Source organism: Micromonospora sp. NPDC049836, from assembly GCF_044465125.1.
Taxonomy (GTDB): Bacteria; Actinomycetota; Actinomycetes; order Mycobacteriales; family Micromonosporaceae; genus Micromonospora.
Window position 1 is genome coordinate 197,494 of the sequence record NZ_JBITLH010000011.1, and the last position, 18,716, is coordinate 216,209.

General features: G+C 75.2%; 15 protein-coding genes, 3 tRNA genes and 1 pseudogene. 12 read left to right on the forward strand and 7 right to left on the reverse strand.

The window, feature by feature from the left end; all coding sequences use genetic code 11:
* Positions 1–104: 104 nt before the first annotated feature.
* Both ACIBPB_RS26500 and ACIBPB_RS26505 read right to left on the reverse strand, forming a co-directional pair.
* Positions 105–995 carry a 3-methyladenine DNA glycosylase gene (locus tag ACIBPB_RS26500; RefSeq protein ID WP_396842157.1) on the reverse strand — a complete coding sequence of 297 codons (891 nt, stop codon included), beginning with the start codon at positions 993–995 and terminating at the stop codon, positions 105–107.
* Positions 996–1,029: 34 nt separating this feature from the next.
* Positions 1,030–2,616: a hypothetical protein gene (locus ACIBPB_RS26505; RefSeq protein WP_396842158.1), complete on the reverse strand. Its 1,587-nt coding sequence runs from the start codon at positions 2,614–2,616 to the stop codon at positions 1,030–1,032.
* Between the two features lie 206 nt (positions 2,617–2,822).
* Here ACIBPB_RS26505 and ACIBPB_RS26510 point away from each other — a divergent pair, with 206 nt between their 5' ends.
* From ACIBPB_RS26510 to ACIBPB_RS26525, 4 genes are all read left to right on the forward strand, one after another.
* Entirely contained in the window at positions 2,823–3,626 is an 804-nt protein-coding gene (locus ACIBPB_RS26510; RefSeq protein ID WP_082159289.1) for a fumarylacetoacetate hydrolase family protein, read from the forward strand.
* A gap of 106 nt (positions 3,627–3,732) precedes the next feature.
* Positions 3,733–3,804, forward strand: a tRNA-Gln gene (locus ACIBPB_RS26515).
* A gap of 74 nt (positions 3,805–3,878) precedes the next feature.
* A tRNA-Glu gene (locus ACIBPB_RS26520) sits at positions 3,879–3,951 on the forward strand.
* A gap of 148 nt (positions 3,952–4,099) precedes the next feature.
* A tRNA-Glu gene (locus tag ACIBPB_RS26525) sits at positions 4,100–4,172 on the forward strand.
* 351 nt (positions 4,173–4,523) lie between these two features.
* On the opposite strand, the gene ACIBPB_RS26530 is transcribed toward ACIBPB_RS26525, so the two are convergent.
* The gene (locus ACIBPB_RS26530) at positions 4,524–5,210 is read right to left on the reverse strand and encodes an IclR family transcriptional regulator (RefSeq protein WP_013284529.1); all 687 of its coding nucleotides are present in this window, start codon (positions 5,208–5,210) and stop codon (positions 4,524–4,526) included.
* Positions 5,211–5,259: 49 nt separating this feature from the next.
* On the opposite strand from ACIBPB_RS26530, the gene leuC reads away from it, so the two are divergent.
* The 4 genes from leuC to ACIBPB_RS26550 all read left to right on the forward strand — a co-directional run bounded on the left by leuC (position 5,260) and on the right by ACIBPB_RS26550 (position 10,349).
* Complete coding sequence (gene leuC / locus ACIBPB_RS26535; RefSeq protein WP_396842159.1) at positions 5,260–6,702, forward strand: 3-isopropylmalate dehydratase large subunit; 1,443 nt, start codon at positions 5,260–5,262, stop codon at positions 6,700–6,702.
* A 15-nt stretch (positions 6,703–6,717) separates the two neighbouring features.
* Complete coding sequence (gene leuD, locus ACIBPB_RS26540) at positions 6,718–7,305, forward strand: 3-isopropylmalate dehydratase small subunit (protein ID WP_357317731.1); 588 nt, start codon at positions 6,718–6,720, stop codon at positions 7,303–7,305.
* A 160-nt stretch (positions 7,306–7,465) separates the two neighbouring features.
* Positions 7,466–8,086: an HU family DNA-binding protein gene (locus tag ACIBPB_RS26545; RefSeq protein ID WP_396842160.1), complete on the forward strand. Its 621-nt coding sequence runs from the start codon at positions 7,466–7,468 to the stop codon at positions 8,084–8,086.
* Positions 8,087–8,294: 208 nt separating this feature from the next.
* Entirely contained in the window at positions 8,295–10,349 is a 2,055-nt protein-coding gene (locus ACIBPB_RS26550) for an endonuclease/exonuclease/phosphatase family protein (protein ID WP_396842161.1), read from the forward strand.
* Between the two features lie 102 nt (positions 10,350–10,451).
* Here the strand turns inward: ACIBPB_RS26550 and ACIBPB_RS26555 are convergent, their stop codons facing one another.
* The 4 genes and pseudogenes from ACIBPB_RS26555 to cofC form a co-directional block, all read right to left on the reverse strand.
* Complete coding sequence (locus tag ACIBPB_RS26555; RefSeq protein WP_396842162.1) at positions 10,452–11,333, reverse strand: NUDIX domain-containing protein; 882 nt, start codon at positions 11,331–11,333, stop codon at positions 10,452–10,454.
* A 39-nt stretch (positions 11,334–11,372) separates the two neighbouring features.
* The gene (locus ACIBPB_RS26560) at positions 11,373–13,661 is read right to left on the reverse strand and encodes an RNA degradosome polyphosphate kinase (protein ID WP_396842163.1); all 2,289 of its coding nucleotides are present in this window, start codon (positions 13,659–13,661) and stop codon (positions 11,373–11,375) included.
* Positions 13,662–13,715: 54 nt separating this feature from the next.
* Positions 13,716–13,913, reverse strand: coding sequence for a cold-shock protein (locus ACIBPB_RS26565; RefSeq protein ID WP_396842176.1), 198 nt, complete (start codon positions 13,911–13,913; stop codon positions 13,716–13,718).
* An 18-nt stretch (positions 13,914–13,931) separates the two neighbouring features.
* Positions 13,932–14,576: pseudogene (cofC, locus tag ACIBPB_RS26570) on the reverse strand (2-phospho-L-lactate guanylyltransferase); the annotation flags it as partial.
* A gap of 108 nt (positions 14,577–14,684) precedes the next feature.
* Between cofC and ACIBPB_RS26575 the strand changes: the two are divergent.
* The 4 genes from ACIBPB_RS26575 to ACIBPB_RS26590 all read left to right on the forward strand — a co-directional run bounded on the left by ACIBPB_RS26575 (position 14,685) and on the right by ACIBPB_RS26590 (position 18,502).
* Positions 14,685–15,410, forward strand: a complete 726-nt coding sequence (locus ACIBPB_RS26575) for a lysophospholipid acyltransferase family protein (RefSeq protein ID WP_357317753.1) — start codon at positions 14,685–14,687, stop codon at positions 15,408–15,410.
* Entirely contained in the window at positions 15,407–16,414 is a 1,008-nt protein-coding gene (locus ACIBPB_RS26580; protein ID WP_396842164.1) for an NAD(P)H-dependent glycerol-3-phosphate dehydrogenase, read from the forward strand. The genes ACIBPB_RS26575 and ACIBPB_RS26580 overlap by 4 nt, the downstream gene beginning before the upstream one ends.
* Before the next feature lie 7 nt (positions 16,415–16,421).
* On the forward strand, positions 16,422–17,537 hold the full coding sequence (locus ACIBPB_RS26585) for a cystathionine gamma-lyase (RefSeq protein WP_396842165.1): 1,116 nt from the start codon (positions 16,422–16,424) through the stop codon (positions 17,535–17,537).
* 176 nt (positions 17,538–17,713) lie between these two features.
* Positions 17,714–18,502 carry a putative protein N(5)-glutamine methyltransferase gene (locus ACIBPB_RS26590; protein ID WP_396842166.1) on the forward strand — a complete coding sequence of 263 codons (789 nt, stop codon included), beginning with the start codon at positions 17,714–17,716 and terminating at the stop codon, positions 18,500–18,502.
* Positions 18,503–18,716: the final 214 nt, after the last annotated feature.

Consider the following 18,716-nt stretch of genomic DNA (forward strand, 5'->3'; position numbering starts at 1 on the left):
CGCGGGCCCGGGGCGTCAGCCCGGACGCGCCCGCCCGGACCCGACGGCACGGCGGCGGCCAGGGCGTGTCGGCTCGGCGCGTGGCGGCCTGGGCGTGGCGGCGGTCAGTCGGGTGCGGCGGCGAGGAGCCGGTCGCACTCGGCCAGCAGGCGCTGCCGTAGCGGGGCGGCCCGTTCGGCGAAGGACCGCTGGGCCTGCGCGTACTCCTGCCGGCCGGCCATGGTCTCCACCCGCACCGGCGGGTAGCCCAGCTCGGCCAGGTCGTACGGGGAGGCGCGCATGTCCAGCGTGCGGATCTCCCGCGCCAACGCGAAGCAGTCGGCGACCAGTTCCGAGCAGACCAGGGGCGAGAGCTTGTAGGCCCACTTGTAGAGGTCCATGTTGGCGTGCAGGCAGCCCGGCTGCTCCAGCGCGTGCTGGCTGTCCCGGGTCGGGGTGAGCACGTTCAGCGGCCGGGCCGGCGCGGTGAAGAACCGGAACGCGTCGAAGTGGCTGCACCGCACACCCCGCTCCTCGACCACCGCGGCGGTCGCCGCCGGGCTGAGCCGCAGCGGCCAGGCGTTGTGGCGTACCTCGTCCTGGGTCTGCCGGTAGACCATCGCCCACTCGTGCATGCCGAAGCAGCCCAGGTGGGCGGGGCGGCCGGCGGTCGCCGCGAGCAGCGTCCGGATCCAGGAGATCGACTCGGCGCGCCGGGCGCGTACCCGCTCGGTGTCGAGGGTGAGCCCGGCGGCGCCGGCGCGGTAGTCCGGTCCGAACTCCGCCGGGTCCGCGTCCCGCAGCACCACCCCCGCGCCCGGGTGCCAGCGGCGCAGCTGCGCCGGGCGGTGCGAGTAGTAGGTGAAGAGGAAGTCCTCCACCGGGTGCTTCACCCCGCTGCGGCGGCGGGCCAGGTGCGGCGCCAGCCAGGCGTCGACCCGCTCCTCGTGGGCGCGACGCCGGGCCTGCCAGTCGGCCGCGTCGAGCGCGGCGGCGGGGGCGAGGGCGGCGGTCACGGCCCCCAGGGTACGACCGCCGCCCCGCCCCCGGTCAGGCCACGTCCACCCGGACGCCGGCGGAGAACACCCCGCTGCGCAGCTCCAGCTGTTTCGGCGGCTGGTCGCCCTGGAGCGTGAAGACCAGCGGCAGGAGCACCCGGCTGCCCGCGGCGACCGGCTGCGCGAACACGTCCCGGCCGAGGTTGGCCACCCGGGTGGCGTCCTCGTCGGCGGCCACCCAGCTGCCGCCCGGCAGGTACGCCCGCTGGAGCTGCCCGTGCCAGGTCTGCTCGCCCGGGGTGAGGTTGCGCACCCCGACCGTGGCCAGGCACTGCCGCCCGTGCTGGGTCGACGGCAGCTCCCCGACCCCGCAGGCCACCCGGTAGACGGTGAACTCGAACGCGGTCTCCCGCAGCGGCATCCCGACCGGGCCGGTGACGCTGCTGCCCAGCCACGCGCCGCTGGTCGGCTGCTTGGTGGTGTCGATCGCGGCGACCCGCTGGGTGGCCGTCCACGCGGCCGCCCCGACCACGCCGGCCAGCACCGCCGCCGCGACGCCCACCACCAGCCAGATCGGCGGGGTACGCCGCCGTGCTCCGACCCTGGGCGTGGCGGGGCGGGGATGCAGCGTGCCGCGTTCCGCCGGTCCGGCGGCGCCGCCCACGACGGGCGGGACCCCGGCGTTGGCCGGCGCCGGCCCGCCCGGCCGCAGCCCGGAGCGCCGCCGGCGCCGCTGCCACCCCCACCAGAGCACGCCGCCGGTGACCACCAGGAGCACGGCCAGCGCGGCCAGCAGCACCGGGGGACGTCGCCAGGCCGGCGCGGCGGTCACCTGCGCCGCCGGGACCGCCGCGGCGGGGCCGGTCCAGGTCGCCGTCGTGCAGTCGTACGGGCGGGTGCCGTCGGAGCCGTAGACGCAGGTGGGCGCGGTCACCGACCCGCCTGCCGGGGTCCCGCTGAACGCGGTGTTCAGCGTGGTGGTGCTCTGCGCAGGCAGCCGCAGCCGCCAGGTCACCTCGCTGGCGCCGGCCGAGCCGATGGTGCCGGTGGTCCGGCCGCCGCCGGTCACGCCGGTGGTCGTCGCGCCGGCCGGCACCTCCTGCCGGACCGTGGTCTCGACCATCGTGTTGCCGGCGTTGCGTACCTGGATCTGGTATCTCGGCGTCGCCGTGCCGGCGGGGGTCACCGCCACGGTGACCGGCGGTTTCGACAGCTGGATCGGCGCCGGTTTGGTCGGTGCCACCGCGGGCGGCGCCGCCGGCATCCCGGTCGGGATCGGCGTGGCCCGTTCCGCCGGCGCGGGTGCCGCCGCCGGTTGCCCGGGCGCGGCCACCGGTTGCGCGGACGCGACCGGCCCGGCCGCCGCCGCGCCCGGTGTCGCCGCCGGTGCGGCGGGTCCCGTCGGCGACGCGGCCGGGGTGGCCGGTGCAGCGGGTCCCGTCGGGGACGCGGCCGGGGTGGCCGGTGCCGTCGCCGGCCGGGCGGGTGGGGTCGCCGGTTTCGCCGGTGACATCGCCGGTCGGGCGGGGGCGGCCGCCGCGCCGGGCGTCGCCGGGGCGAGCGTCGGTAGGGCGGCGAGGACGCCGAGGCAGTTCACGATCACGGCCAGGGCCCTGTGGTGTCGTCTCGATGCAGGCATACGAACGAACCTCCGGACCCGAAGCTATGGGCCCCGGCCCGCCGGGCGGGTACGAAGCCGCCATTCCCGCCCCGGCCGGTGCCGGTACGCGTATCCTGGCGCGCCGCCCCGGGACCGGTCGCCGCCGTACCCGCCGTCCGGGGCCGGCCCGGCCCGGCCTGCCGCGCCCGGCGTGGCCGGGCGTCGCGCGGGGATAGATTGGCCGGGTGCGTATCGCTCGTTTTGCTCATGCCAAGGGAATGTCGTTCGGGGTCGTCGAGGGCGAGCCGGAGGCCGGGCCGCAGGGCCTGACCATCGCCGAGATCGAGGGACACCCGTTCGGCCAGATCCAGTTCTCCGGCGCCCGCTGGGCGCTCTCCGATGTGCGACTGCTCTCACCGATCCTGCCCAGCAAGGTGGTCTGCGTCGGCCGCAACTACGCCGAGCACGCCGCCGAGCACGGCAGCGAGGTGCCGAAGGAGCCGCTGCTCTTCCTCAAGCCGTCCACCTCGGTGATCGGCCCCCGGGACGCGATCCGCCTGCCGATCTTCTCCAAGCAGGTCGAGCACGAGGCCGAGCTGGCCGTGGTGATCGGCGCGCCGGGCGCGCGGCGCGCGGACCGGGCCGCCGCCGAGCGGGCCATCTTCGGCTACACCTGTGCCAACGACGTCACCGCGCGGGATCTGCAGCGCTCCGACGGGCAGTGGACGCGGGCCAAGGGGTTCGACTCGTTCTGCCCGATCGGCCCGTGGATCACCACCGGGCTGGACGTCTCCGACCTGGAGATCCGCTGTGAGGTGGGTCGCAACCCGGAGGAGATGGAGGTACGCCAGCTCGGCCGGACCAAGGACATGGTGTTCGACGTCCCGGGGCTGGTGTCGTACATCTCGCACGTGATGACGTTGCTCCCCGGGGACGTGGTGCTGACCGGTACGCCGGCGGGGGTTAGCCCGCTCACCGACGGGGATACCGTCTCCGTGCGGATCGAGGGGATCGGCGAGCTCACCAACCCGGTGGTGCCGGTCGCCTGACGCGTCCGACGCCTCGTTTCCGCAGGTCACCTGCGGTGTGAGGGGTTGGATTTGGCCTGTCGGCAGCGGGAGGGTAAAGTTCATTCCCGGCGCCGCAAGGGGCCAATGGGGTATGGGGTAATTGGCAGCCCGACTGATTCTGGTTCAGTTAGTCTAGGTTCGAGTCCTGGTACCCCAGCGCAGCCGCGGGTTCGCAAGAGCCCGGGCCGCTGGACTCGTCAGCTCACGCTGACGGAGTGCAATGAAGGTTCTGGCCCCGTCGTCTAGCGGCCCAGGACGCCGCCCTCTCAAGGCGGTAGCGCCGGTTCGAATCCGGTCGGGGCTACAGTGCTGGCAGCCCGTCCCGTTGTCCGGGGCGGGCTTTCTGCTGTCCGGTCCACGCGCAGAGGGTGACCCCCTCGACGGTGCCGGACGCGATGCCGCTAGACTACTGCGGCACCGCCCGGCAGGGTGGTGAAGCAGAAAAAGTGCCTGGCCCCGTCGTCTAGCGGCCCAGGACGCCGCCCTCTCAAGGCGGTAGCGCCGGTTCGAATCCGGTCGGGGCTACATCCACGAACGGCCCGCCTCGCCCCGCGAGGCGGGCCGTTCCGCATCCCCCACCCCGTCATCCCCACCCCGGTTCCCACCCGAACTCCCCTCGCCCCGGGGTGGCCGCTGCCCCGGTGATCAAGGACTTCGCGGCACGCACGCTGCCCCGCCCCCAACTCCTCGATCACGAGGGCGAGGGGGAGGAGGCGGCTGGGCGAGCGAAGATCTTGGTACGAAACGGCCCTCCTGGGGGCCGTTTCGTACCAAGATCTCGCAGCCTCGCAGCCTCGCAGCCTCGCAGCCTCGCAGCCTCGCAGCCTCGCAGCCTCGCAGCCTCGCAGCCTCGCAGCCTCGCGGCAGGGCAGGGGGTCAGAGGCCGGAGAGGCGTTGGCCGGCGCGGACGACGGCCATGGCGTGGCGTTCGCCGGGGCGGCGGCCGAGGCGTTCGATCGGGCCGGAGATGCTGATCGCGGCGATGACCCGGCCGGTGCGGTCGCGGATCGGGGCCGAGACGCTGGCCACACCCGCCTCCCGCTCGGCGACGCTCTGCGCCCAGCCGCGGCGGCGTACCTCGGCCAGGGTGCGCCCGGTGAACTTCGAGCGCGGCAGCAGCGGCATGACCGCCTCCGGTGGCTCCCAGGCGAGCAGGATCTGCGCCGCGGAGCCGGCCGTCATGGGCAGCACCGAGCCGACCGGGACGGTGTCCCGCAGGCCGCTGGCCCGCTCGGCGGCGGCCACGCAGATCCGCTCGTCCGCGCGGCGCAGGTAGAGCTGGGCGCTCTCCCCGGTGGCGTCGCGCAGCGCGGCGAGCAGCGGCTCGGCCGCCGTCAGCAGCACGTCCGGGGCGGCATTGGCCAGTTCGCCGAGCCGGGGGCCCGGCCGCCAGCGTCCCTGGGTGTCGCGTACCAGCATTCGGTGGATCTCCAGTGCCTGTGCCAGCCGGTGCGCCGTTGCCCGGGGCAGCTTGGTGCGTTCAACGAGTTCGGCCAGGCTGGCGCCGTCGACACAGGCGGCCAGGATGACCACCGCCTTGTCGAGAACGCCGACACCGCTCATACTGTGTCCCACAAGCCGAAATTTACCTCCCAGAATTTAGGATGTCCAGATGGTGGGAGTCACTCAACCGAGGACCCTGGCCGAGAAGGTCTGGGACGCGCACGTGGTCCGCTCCGCCGACGGCGAGCCGGACCTGCTCTTCATCGACCTGCACCTGCTCCACGAGGTGACCAGCCCGCAGGCCTTCGACGGGCTGCGCCTGGCCGGCCGCCGGGTCCGCCGGACCGACCTGACGGTCGCGACCGAGGACCACAACACCCCGACCGGGTACGACGACCCGGCGTTCCGCTCCCGCCGTGGTGACCTGCTCACCATCGCGGACCCGACCTCGCGTACCCAGATCGAGACGCTGCGCCGCAACTGCGCCGAGTTCGGCGTACGGCTGCACCCGCTGGGCGACGAGAACCAGGGCATCGTGCACGTCATCGGCCCGCAGCTGGGCCTCACCCAGCCCGGCATGACGATCGTCTGTGGCGACTCGCACACCGCCACCCACGGCGCCTTCGGCGCGCTCGCCTTCGGCATCGGCACCAGCGAGGTGGAGCACGTGCTGGCCACCCAGACCCTGCCGCAGGCCCGCCCGAAGACCATGGCGGTCAACGTCACCGGCCAGCTCGGCCCCGGCGTCACCGCCAAGGACCTGGTCCTCGCGCTGATCGCGCAGGTCGGCACCGGCGGTGGGCGCGGCCACATCGTGGAGTACCGGGGCGAGGCGATCCGGAACCTCTCCATGGAGGGGCGGATGACCATCGCCAACATGTCCATCGAGTGGGGCGCCAAGGCCGGCATGATCGCGCCGGACGAGACCACCTTCGCGTACCTGAAGGGGCGGCCGAACGCCCCGCAGGGCGCCGACTGGGACGCGGCGCTGGAGTACTGGCGGACGCTGCCCACCGACGACGGGGCCAGCTTCGACACCGAGGTGACCCTGGACGCGGGGCGGATCACCCCGTTCGTGACCTGGGGCACCAACCCCGGCCAGGGCGCGCCGCTGGGTGCGGCCGTGCCGGACCCGGAGGAGTTCCTCACCGAGCCGGAGCGGCTCGCCGCCCGCCGTGCCCTGGAGTACATGGACCTCGCGCCCGGCACCCCGCTGCGCGACGTCGCCGTGGACGTGGTCTTCGTCGGCTCCTGCACCAACGGCCGGCTGGAGGACCTGCGCGCCGCGGCCGACGTGCTGCGCGGGCACACGGTCGCCGACGGCGTACGCATGCTGGTGGTGCCCGGCTCCGCCGCGGTGCGCGAGGCGGCCGAGGCCGAAGGGCTGGACAAGGTCTTCGCCGACGCCGGCGCCGAGTGGCGCTTCGCCGGCTGCTCCATGTGTCTGGGGATGAACCCGGACACCCTGAAGCCGGGCGAGCGCTCGGCCTCGACCTCCAACCGCAACTTCGAGGGCCGCCAGGGCCGGGGCGGGCGTACCCACCTGGTGTCCCCGCCGGTCGCCGCCGCCACCGCCGTGGTCGGCCGGCTGGCCGCCCCCGCCGACCTGTAGAAGGGCTGCCGAGAGATGGACAAGTTCACCACCCACACCGGCACCGCCGTGCCGCTGCGCCGGTCCAACGTGGATACCGACCAGATCATCCCCGCCGTGTACCTCAAGCGGGTGACCCGGACCGGTTTCGCCGACGGGCTGTTCAACGCGTGGCGGGAGGACCCGTCATTCGTCCTCAACGATCCCGCCTATTCGGGTTCGTCGATTCTCATCGCCGGCCCCGAGTTCGGTACCGGCTCCTCTCGGGAGCATGCCGTCTGGGCGTTGCGGGACTGGGGCTTCCGCGCCGTGATCGCCCCGCGCTTCGGCGACATCTTCCGCGGCAACGCGCTCAAGGAAGGTCTGCTTCCGGTCGAGCTGGAATTGAAAGCCGTGGAGGAACTCTGGGATCTGGTGGAATCCGAGCCGACCACTCCGATCACGGTCGACCTCACCGCCCGGGAGGTCCACGCCGGGGACGGCACCTGGGCCTTCCCGCTGGACGACCACAGCCGCTGGCGGTTGATGGAGGGCTTGGATGACATTGGACTCACCCTCCGGCACGAGGCCCAGATCAGTGCCTTCGAGGCGTCCCGACCGCCGTTCCTGCCGTCGGTAGCCTGACCGCAGATGGCTTTTCGCCCCCACCGGCCGGGCCGGTGGGGGCGAATCCGTTACGACACAAGGGCTTTTTTCCACCGAATGTTTGTGTCCAGGCAGCACAGGGCATACCGTGCGCGCAGAATGGCTCGCGTCGAGTCAGTTGCACATTCGGGAGGAAGTCGTGAACAAGGCCGAGCTCATCGAGGCGCTCGCCGTTCGCCTGGGGGACCGGAAGACGGCGACGGCCGCGCTCGACGCGGTCCTCGCCGAGGTCCAGGCGGCGGTCACCAAGGGCGACAAGGTGGCGATCACCGGTTTCGGAGCGTTCGAAAAGCGCGTCCGGGGCGCTCGAACAGCGCGCAACCCACGGACCGGCGAGGCGGTGAAGGTCAAGAAGACCTCCGTCCCGACGTTCCGCCCGGGCGCGGGCTTCAAGGAGATGGTGGCCAGCGGGAAGGTGCCGAAGGCCACGGCCGCCGCCAAGAAGACCACCACGGCCGCGGCCAAGACCACCGGCGCGAAGGCGACCGGGGCCAAGGCGACCGCCGCGAAGAAGACCACCGCGGCCGGCGCCGCCAAGAAGACCGCGGCGACCAAGGCGACCGCGACCAAGAAGGCCGCCCCGGCCAAGAAGACCGCGGCCGCCAAGAGCACCACGGCGAAGAAGACCACCGCGACCAAGAAGGCCGCCCCGGCGAAGAAGACCGCGGCCGCCAAGAGCACCACGGCGAAGAAGACCACCGCCGCGAAGAAGGCGCCCGCGAAGAAGGCGCCGGCCAAGAAGGCCGCCACCCGGCGCTGACCGCACCGGCCTGAGGGCGCCCGCCGTTCGCGGCGGGCGCCCTTTCGTGGGTACGCCCGCCCGTCGACGTCGCGCCGGCTGCCCTTTCCCGGCTACGCCCGCCGTGCCGGCCGCCCTTTTTCGGCTACGCCGGCCGTTGACCGGTGTGCCGGGTGACCGCCACAATCCTCGTGCCGAAATCCCCCGTCGGTCCCGAGCGGAGGGCGCCGTGCGCCACCGTCACCTTCCCACCGCCGCGCTGGCCCTGGGCGTCGCCGTCCTGCTGGACGTGCTGCGGGTATGGCTACCGTCGATCATCACCATCTTCGGCCGGGCGGCCGAGACCCCGGCCGAACTCCTCGGCGCGTTCGCCCTCGGCTGGTTCGTGCTCGCCCTCGCCGCGCCGGTCCTGGTCCGCCGGCTCGGCGCGGGACCGGTGGGCCTGGTCGCGGCCGGGGTGCTGGCCGCCACCCGGCTCGCCCTGACCGCCGCGCCCGGCGGCCGGATCCAGCTCTGGCTGGCCTGCGCCGGCCTGCTCGCGGGCCTGGTCTGGCTCGCCGCCACCGCCGCGACGGCCGTCCGGCCGGTGCCGGGCCTGGCGTTCGGCCTGGCCGGGGCGGCGGTCGGGCACGCCCTGCTCGGCACCGAGGACCTGGTCTGGCGCGGTGGCCTGCTCGGGTGGACGGTGAGCGTGGTGCTGGTCGGCGCCTTCCTCGCCGCGCAGGGCGCCCTCCGGTCGACCGGTGGTGGCGAAACCGGGGCCTGGCCGGGCGGGACAGCCGGCCGGCTGGCCTGGCCGCTGCTCGGCCCGGTGCTGTTGCTGGGCGGCCAGTTGGCGTTCGCGCCGGCGGTCTGGGACGCGGCGGTCTCGTACCGGCACGGCGCGGCGGAGCTGGCCGGGCTCGGGCTGCCCCCGGCCCGCCTCGCGCCGCTGCCCGAGCTGGCGATCGGGCTGTTCCTGGTGGCGCTGCTGGTCCGCCCGCCCCGACCGGTGGCCCGGCTGCTCTGGCCGGCGGCGCTGCTGGCCGGCGCGGGACTCTTCGCCGCCGACCGGGCCGGCTGGCTGGCGGCGGCGGTCCTGCTCACCGCGGGCGGCCTCGGCGGCTGCCTCGCCCTCGTCGACACCGCCGCCGACCGCGCGAACCCGTTGCTGCGTCGCCGCACCGGCCCGGCCCTCGTCCGCGCGACGGTCCCGGAACACGCCACGCCCGCCGGCTCCGTCGCCGGTGCTGCCCCGACGACCGGGTCGGGGGAGGGCCCGGGTTCCGGCGAGTCGGTCGAGCCGGACCCGGGCGGCCGGGACGGTGGCGGGCGGCGCGGGTTCGCCGTGGCCGGCGGGATGCTGGGCTTCGCGGTCGGGGCGGTGGCCTACTACGCCGCCTACGACCTCGGGTACCCGAACGGCTGGGTACCGGTGCTGGCGGCGCTCGTGATCGCCGCCGTGGCCGTGGCCGCACCACCGGGCGTCGCCCGCCCGCCGCGCCCCCCGGCGCCGGTGGGTACGGCCATCGTGGCGATGCTGCTGACCGCCGTCGGGGGCGGGATCCACCGGCCGCCCCCGGCCCCGCAGCCGCCCGCGGCCCCACCGCCGGCGGTACGGGTCGTCGCGTACAACATCCGGATGGGGTTCGGACTGGACGGACGGCTCGACCTCGACGAGGTGGCCCGGGTGGTCCGGGACAACCGCCCGGACGTGGTGCTGCTGAGCGAGGTGGACCGGGGCTGGCTGCTCAACGGCGGCCACGACACGCTCGCCCTGCTGGCCGGCCGGCTGCGGATGCCATACGTCTTCGCGCCCGCCGCCGACCCGGTCTGGGGCGACGCGGTGCTGAGCCGCTTCCCGGTGCGGTCCGGCCGGAGTCACCCGCTGCCCGCGCACGGCGCGCCAACCGGGGCGCAGGCCCTGGGCGTCACCCTCGACCTGGGCGGCCGGGACCTGGCCGTGGTCGCCACCCACCTGCAACCGCCGCCCGGGCAGGGACCGGTGGCCCAGGCCCGCGAGGTGGCCGCCTTCGCCACCGGCTACGCGGCCGGTCGTCCGCTGGTGCTGGCCGGCGACCTGAACACCGAGCCGGGCGAGCCGGCCTTCGCCGCGTTCGCCGCGGCCGGCCTGGTGGACGCGCTGGCCGCCGCCCGGCCGCTGCCGACCAGCCCGGCCGACGACCCGCGCGCGCAGATCGACCACGTCTTCGTCTCACCCGGCCTGCAAGCCGCCGACGTGGCGGCGCCGCGCACCACGGCGAGCGACCACCTGCCCGTCGCGGTGACCCTCACCCTGCCCTGACGCCCGCCGTGTCCTGCCGTGCCCGCTGGCGATGGCCGCCGCCGGGGTCGGCTGTCAAGCAGGGCCCCTGCTGCACCACATGCGGCAGGCGGGGCCCCGCCCTCACAGCCGGTCGGCGCCGGCGAGGCGGTCGCCGGCGAAGGCGAGCAGCCAGCCGCCGCCCTTCGGGGTGGTGAAGTCGCCGGCCCGGCCGGTCAGCCGCTCCAGCATGCCCGGGATCACCTTGCCCTGACTGCACACCGCTACCGGTTCGCCGGCGACGGCCAACGCGGTGAGCCGGGCCGCCCCGGCCAGCGCACACTCGTCCGGTGACTGGCCCGGCCCCGGCTCGTCCAGGTCGCCGCTCACCTCGATCGGCAGGTCCAGCAGGGCGGCGGCCGGGTCGAGGGTCTGCACGCAGCGGCGCGCCGAGGCGGAGAGCAGGCGTACCGGGCGGACCAGGGCCACCAGGCCGGCCAGCGCCTGTGCCTGCGCCCAGCCCTCGGCGTCCAGCGGCCGGCCGTGATCCGGGCCGGTCCAGGTGGCGCGCCGGCCGGCGTGCGCGTGCCGGACCAGCAGGACGGTGCCGGTCACCGCCGGCAGCGCCGCGAACGCGGCGATCACCTCGGTGTCGTGCGGGTAGCTGACCAGGCGTACCGCGTCGTCGACGGGCAGCCAGCGGACCTCGTCCACCTCGGTGTCCGGCTGGAAGCCGCCCTCGGCCGCGGCCCGCATCGACCAGTAGTCGACCGACTTGGCCCGCCCCTCGCTGCGGTAGTGGACCGTGGGCAGGCGCAGTTGCGGCACCGCCCGTACGTCGGCCTCCTCGGCGACCTCGCGGACGGCGGCCCGCAGCGGATGCTCGCCCGGGTCCAGCTTGCCCTTCGGCAGCGACCAGTCGCCGTACCGGGGTCGGTGCACGAGGCAGATGTCGACGCCGGCCGCGCCGGGGCGCCAGACGACCCCGCCCGCCGCCCGGATCCGTACCGACTCGTCCTGCGTCATCCGCTCACCGTAAGCCCGCCCTGCGCGCACCGGGGCCGCTCAGCCGGCCCGCCCGCCGACCCGGTGCAGCAGCAACTCCTGCAGGTCGGTCAGCGGCGCCTCGTCGGTCCCGGTCCGCCGCTGCCAGGTGCCGTCGCCGGCCAGCTCGAAGGCGTCCACGTCCGGGCTGAACGCGGCGGTCAGCACCTGGTCCAGCTCGGCCCGGGCCACCGGGTCGCTGACCTGCACCAGCGCCTCCACCCGGCGGTCCAGGTTGCGGTGCATCAGGTCGGCCGAGCCCATCCAGAACTCGGCGTCGCCGTCGTTGCCGAACCGGAAGACCCGGGAGTGCTCCAGGAACCGGCCGAGGATCGAGCGCACCCGGATGTTCTCCGACAGCCCCGGCACCCCGGGCCGCAGCGTGCACATGCCCCGGATCAGCAGGTCGACGTGGACGCCGGCCCGGGACGCCCGGTAGAGCGCGTCGGTGATCTCCTCGTCGACGAGCGCGTTCACCTTGAACTGCACCAGCCCCGGCATGCCGAGCCGGACCTGCTCGATCTCCCGCTCGATCCGTTCGATCAGGCCGCTGCGGATGCCCTGCGGGGCCACCAGCAACCGCCGGTACGCGGTCTGCCGGCTGTAGCCGGTGAGCACGTTGAACAGGTCGGTCAGGTCGGCGCCGATCTCCGGGTCGGCGGTGAGCATGCCGAAGTCCTCGTAGAGCCGGGCCGTCTTCGGGTGGTAGTTGCCGGTGCCGATGTGGCAGTAGCGGCGGATCTGGTTGCCCTCCTGCCGGACCACCAGGGCGGTCTTGCAGTGCGTCTTGAGCCCCACCAGCCCGTACACCACGTGGCAGCCGGCGCGTTCCAGGGTGCGGGCCCAGCCGATGTTGGCCACCTCGTCGAAACGCGCCTTCAGCTCCACCAGCACCACCACCTGCTTGCCGGCGGCGGCCGCGTCGACCAGCGCGTCCACGATGGGGGAGTCGCCGCTGGTCCGGTAGAGGGTCTGCTTGATGGCCAGCACGTTCGGGTCGGCGGCGGCCTGCTCGACGAAGCGCTGCACGCTGGTCGCGAACGAGTGGTACGGGTGGTGCACCAGCACGTCCCCGTCCCGCAGGGTGGCGAAGACGCTGCGCGGCACCTCGCCCTCGGCCAGCCGGGGATGGGTGGCCGGCACGAACGGCGGGTCCTTGAGGTCCGGCCGGTCCGCCTCGCCGTACACCTGCCAGAGCGCGGAGAGGTCGAGCAGGCCGCGTACCCGCAGCACGTCCTGGCTGTCCATGTCGAGCTCGCGGACCAGCAGCTCCAGCATGTGGTCGGAGATGGAGGCGGCCACCTCCAGCCGGACCGGCGGGCCGAACCGGCGCCGGGCCAGCTCCCGCTCCAGGGCCTGGAGCAGGTCCTCGTCGCGGTCCTCGTCCACCTCGACCTCGGCGTTGCGGGTGACCCGGAACAGGTGGCACTCCACCACCTGCATGCCGGAGAAGAGCTGCCCGAGGTGCACCGAGATGAGGTCCTCGACGGGCAGGAACCGCACCCCCGGCTCGTCGCGGGCCACCCGGACGAACCGGGGCACGTTGTTCGGCACCTTCACCCGGGCGAACAGCTCCGAACCGCCGTCCGGGTCGCGCACCGAGACGGCCAGGTTCAACGACCGGCCGGAGATGTACGGGAACGGGTGCGCCGGGTCCACCGCGAGCGGGGTGAGCACCGGGAAGATGTGCTCCCGGAACCAGGTGCGCAGCCGTTCCCGCTCGGCGTCGTCCAGCTCGCTCCAGCGCAGGATCCGGATGTCCTCGGCGGCGAGCTTGGGCAGCACGTCGTCGACGAAGCAGGCGGCGTGCCGGGCGACCAGGCCGGCGCTCTTCTCCGCGACCAGCTCCAGCTGGGTCCGCAGCGGCATCCGGTCGCCGCCGCGGACCGGCAGCCCGGCGGAGAGGCGGCGCTTCAGCCCGGCCACCCGGACCATGTAGAACTCGTCCAGGTTGCTGGCGAAGATGGCCAGGAACTTCGCCCGCTCCAGCAGCGGCGTGCGCGGGTCCTCGGCGAGCGCCAGCACCCGGGCGTTGAAGTCGAGCCAGGAGAGCTCCCGGTTGAGGAACCGGTCCTCCGGCAGCGGCGACGCGGCCGGCGGGCCGACGTCCGGGCCCGGCCCCTCGACCGGGTCCAGCGACTCCTCCAGGCCGGCCGAGGCGGGGGCACCCGGCTCGCCGGAGACGCTCTCCTCAGGCGGGCGGAGCCCCCGGAAGCGGCCGTCGGTGCCGCGTGATCGGGCGCCGTTGCGGGGCGCGGTCGGCTCGAGGGCGGTCGGCGGGCTGTCGGGGCGCTCGCGAGGGGTGCTCACCACCCCATGATTCCCCGACAAGGGTGAACGGAAAATGAACTCCGGCCAGGTTGTTCACGCCATCGTCGGCAAGGTCACCCGGACGACCTCACCGGCGGCGTCCCGCTCGATCCGGACCCGCTGGCCGAGCCGGAGCAGCCGCAGCCCGGAGGCGTCGAACGCGCGGGCCGGGAAGGCCAGCTCGGTGCCGTCGTCGAGGAGCAGCACGCCGCTGCGGGTGGACGGGTCGTAGGTGGCCACCGTGCCCTGCATGTCAGCACCGTACCCGAGCCGGCCGGCCGGGGCGGCGGCGAGCAGCGCGGCGGTGCGCGGGCCCGGGCCGAGCCGAGCCGCCGCGGCCAGGTCGGCGGCGGTGTCCACGTCGCGACGCAGGGTGGGCCAGTCGCCGGACAGCGACCGGGCCCCGCTGGCCGCGTGCGCCGCCGCCGAGCCGACCCCGAAGCGGGGATCCAGCGGCACCCCGGCCGGCGCGGCGAGCAGCACGGTGCCGCTGCCCGGGGTGTCCGCCACGAACCCGCGTACCCCCGGTCGGCCGGTGGGGACGGCCCGCAGCGCCGCGGCCAGCTCCGCGGGACGCAGCGCCGGCAGGTCGGCGGTGAGGGCGGCCACCGCGGCGTGCGGGCCGGCGACCGCCGCGCCGTGCCGGAACGCCGCGTTCAGCCCGGCCGCCGGGTCCGGCACGACCCGCGCGCCGGCCGCGGTGACCGCCGCGGCCACCCGCGGGTCCGCGGTGACCACCAGGACCTCGGCCACCGCCGGGCAGGCCCGCACCGCGCGGACCGTGTCGGCCGCCAGGGCCAGCGCCAGCTCCTCGTGGGGTACGCCCGGCAGCGCGCCCCGCAGCCGGCTCTTCGCCGCCCTGAGACGCTTCACCGGCACCACCACGGTCCAGCTCGGCTCAGGCACGCCGACCATCCTGCCAGCCGGGTCGCGGTACCCCTCACTGGCCGGACCGGGGGCGAGCAGGCATGATTTCCGTCGCGGGCGTGGGTGCGCGGCTCGGGGCATGGGGAGGAGACGCAGGTGGCGCGGCGGAAGGTGGGGTTCTGGCCACGGTTAGCCGTGGTGCTGGTCAAGCCGGTGTTGACGGTCTGGACGCGGCGCACCTGGCGGGGCATGGAACACCTGCGCCGGGACGGCGGGATCATCATCGTGCCCAACCACATCTCGCACGCCGACCCGCTGGTCGCCGCGCACTTCATCTACGACTCCGGGCGCTGGCCGCAGTTCCTCGGCAAGGCCAGCGTGTTCAAGGTCCCGGTGATCGGCTGGATCCTGCACCGGTGCCGGCAGATCCCGGTGGAGCGCGGCAGCGTCGAGGCGGTCAAGTCGCTGGACAAGCTGATCGCCGCGCTGGGCGAGGGCGGCGCCGTGGTGATCTACCCGGAGGGGACGACCACCCGCGAACCGGACCTGTGGCCGATGAAGGGCAAGACCGGGGCCGCCCGGCTGGCCCTGGCCACCGGCGCGCCGGTCGTCCCGGTCGTGATGGTGGGGCCGGAGCGGATGTTCGACCCGCGGACGGCGCGGTTCGGGCTGCGCCCGCGTACGCCGGTCACGGTGGTCGCCGGGCCGCCGGTGGACCTGAGCCGCTGGGCGGGGACCCCGCCGTCCCGGGCGGTGCTGGAGGAGATGACCGACACGATCATGCTGCGGCTGCGGGACATGGTCGCCGAGATCCGCGGCGGCACGCCACCGCCGCTCTGGGAGCGCCCGGCCCGCACCCGTACGCCCGGGGTGACCGAGTGAGCGGGCACGTGGCCGTGCTCGGCGCCGGCTCGTGGGGCACCGCGTTCGCCAAGATCCTCGCCGACGCCGGCCGGGACGTGACGATCCTGGCCCGGCGCGCCTCGGTGGCCGAGGCGATCCGGACCGGGCGCCACAACCCGGACTACCTGCCGGACGTGCGGCTGCCGGACCGGGTCACCGCGACCGGGGACGCCGAGGAGGCGATCGTCGGGGCCGAGGTGGTGGTGCTCTCCGTACCGTCGCAGACGCTGCGCGGCAACCTCGCCGAGTGGACCCCGTACCTGGACGCCGACGCCACGCTGGTCTCCCTGATGAAGGGCATCGAGCTGGGCACCACCAAGCGGATGAGCCAGGTGATCATGGAGACCGCCGGGGTGCCCGCCGACCGGGTGGTGGTCGTCTCCGGCCCCAACCTGGCCCCCGAGATCGCCGCCGAGCAGCCCGCCGCGACCGTGGTGGCCGGCACCGACAGCCGCCGCACCGCGCTGGTGCAGACCTCGATCCGCACCCCGTACTTCCGGCCGTACACCAACGACGACGTGATCGGCTGCGAGCTGGGCGGCGCGGTGAAGAACGTGATCGCGTTGGCGTACGGCATCGCCACGGCGATGGGCTTCGGCGACAACACCCGGGCCATGCTGATGACCCGGGGCCTGGCCGAGACCGCCCGGCTCGGCGTGGCGCTCGGCGCCGACCCGATCACCTTCGCCGGCCTGGCCGGCATGGGCGACCTGGTCGCCTCCTGCTCCTCGCCGCTGGCCCGCAACCGCACCTTCGGCGAGCACCTGGGCCGGGGGGAGAGCCTGGAGCAGGCCCAGACGGCCACCCGGCAGACCGCCGAGGGCGTGAAGAGCTGCCTGGCGATCCGGGACCTGGCCCGGGCGCACGGGGTGGAGATGCCGATCACCGAGCAGATCGAGCGGATCTGCCACGAGGGGATGGACCCGCGGCTGGCCGTGGACACCCTGATGAGCCGGACCGCGAAGCCCGAGTCGTACGAGTGAGGTGGCGATGAGTCAGTGGGGTGACGGAACCCGCAGCGTGCGCGCCGGGCTGCCCCCGGCGGAGCCCGGGCAGCCCTTCCTGCCGGGGCCGGTGTTCGCCGCGCCCTACCACCTCGACCCGTGGCGGGGGCCGGCCGCCACCCCCAACGGGTACGGCCGGCCGGACAACCCGACCCGGCGGCTGCTGGAGACGGCGATCGGGGAGTTGGAGGGCGGCGACTGCCGGGTCTTCGCCAGCGGGCAGGCGGCCATCACGGCGCTGCTGCTGGCGGTGCTGCGCCCCGGCGACACCGTGCTGCTCCCCGCCGACGGCTACTACCCGGTGCGCGCCTTCGCCACCGAGACCCTGGAGGGCTTCGGGGTACGCGTCACCTTCGTGCCGACCGCCGGGCCGTACCCGTCGTTCGACGGGGTCCGGCTGGTGCTGCTGGAGACCCCGTCGAACCCCGGCCTGGACGTGGCCGACGTGCCGGCGCTGGCCGCCGCGGCGCACGCCGCCGGGGCGCTCGTCGCGGTGGACAACACCACCGCCACCCCGCTGGGGCAGCGTCCGTTGGACCTCGGCGCCGACGCGGTGGTCGCCTCCGGCACCAAGGCCCTCACCGGCCACTCCGACCTGCTGCTCGGCTACCTGGCGACCCGCTCCGCCGGGCTGCTCGACCCGGTCACCTCGTGGCGGACCATGACCGGTGGGGTGCCCGGCGCGTTCGACTGCTGGCTGGCGCACCGCTCGCTGGCCACCGTGGACCTGCGGCTGGCCCGGCAGACCGCCAACGCCGAGGCGGTCGCCCGGCTGCTCGCCGGCCGGCCCGACGTCACCGGGGTGCGCTGGCCGGGGCTGCCCGACGACCCGGCGTACCCGGTCGCCGCGGCGCAGATGCGCCGGATCCCCGGGGTGCTCGGGTTCGACCTGGGCGACCCGGACCGGGTGGCCCGGTTCCTCGACGCGTCCCGCCTGGTCGCCGCCGCCACCTCGTTCGGCGGGCTGCACACCAGCGCGGACCGGCGGGCCCAGTGGGGCGACGACACCGCGCCCGGCTTCGTCCGGCTCTCCTGCGGCATCGAGGACCCAGCCGACCTGGTGGCCGACCTGACCGCCGCCCTGGACGCCAGCGCGGCCTGATGCCGGGTCCGCGCCGGCTCCGCTAAGGTGACGGGCGTGCCACGGCCCGCGCGGGCCCCGACCGGAGGAGGTGAGACCGATCCACCAGACCAGGACCGGCGCTCCCTCCGAGTCCGCGTCGCCGCGGGAGTAGGCGACGCCGGGAGCGCCGAGCAGCGCTTCCGAAAGGCAATCCGATGGCAACGCCCTCCCTCGACCGTCCCGCCCTCGTCCAGCGGCTGCGCGCCGCCGGCTGCGTCTACGCCGAAGACGAGGCGGAGCTGCTGATCGCCGCCGCCGCCGGCTCGGCCACGGCCCTCACCGACCTGGTCGACAGCCGGGTCGCCGGCCGACCCCTCGAACACCTGCTCGGCTGGGCCGAGTTCTGCGGCCTCCGGGTCGCCGTCACCCCGGGCGTCTTCGTCCCCCGGGGACGTACCGCCTTGCTGGTCGCCGCCGCCGTGGCGGTGGCCGGGCCGGCCCCGGCCGTGCTCGACCTCTGCTGCGGGTCCGGCGCCGCCGCGCTGGTGCTGCACGGCCGGCTCGCCCCGCGGTGGCTGGCCGCCGCCGACATCGACCCGGCCGCGGTGGCCTGCGCCCGGCGCAACCTGGACCCGCTGGGCGTGGCCGTCTACCAGGGCGACCTGTTCGCGCCGCTGCCGGCGCGGTGGCGGGGGCGGCTCGACCTGGTGGTGGCGAACGCCCCGTACGTGCCCAGCGACGCGGTCGCGCTACTCCCGCCGGAGGCCCGGCTGCACGAGGCGCCGGTGGCGCTGGACGGCGGGGCCGACGGCCTCGCGGTGCTGCGCCGGGTGGCGGCCGGCGCGGCCGAGTGGCTGGCGCCCGGCGGGCACCTGGTCGTGGAGGTCAGCGCTGGACAGGTGGCGGCGCTCTGCGCGGCGCTTGCCGGCGTCGGCCTGGTCCCGACCGTGATGCGGGACGACGACCTGGAGGCGACGGCGGTCACCGCCCGCCGCCCGGGCTGAGCCCGCCCACGCTCTGCTCGCGTGCTGTCCGCGCTCTGCTCGCGTGCTGCTCGCGCTCTGTCCGTGTGCTGTTTGCGCTCTGCCCGCATGCCGCCTGGCCGTGCGCCGCCCGCGTCCCGGCCGTGCGCCGCCCGCGTCCCGGCCGTGCGCCGCCCGCGTCCCGGCCGTGCGCCGCCCGCGTCCCGGCCGTGCGCCGCCCGCGTCCCGGCCGTGA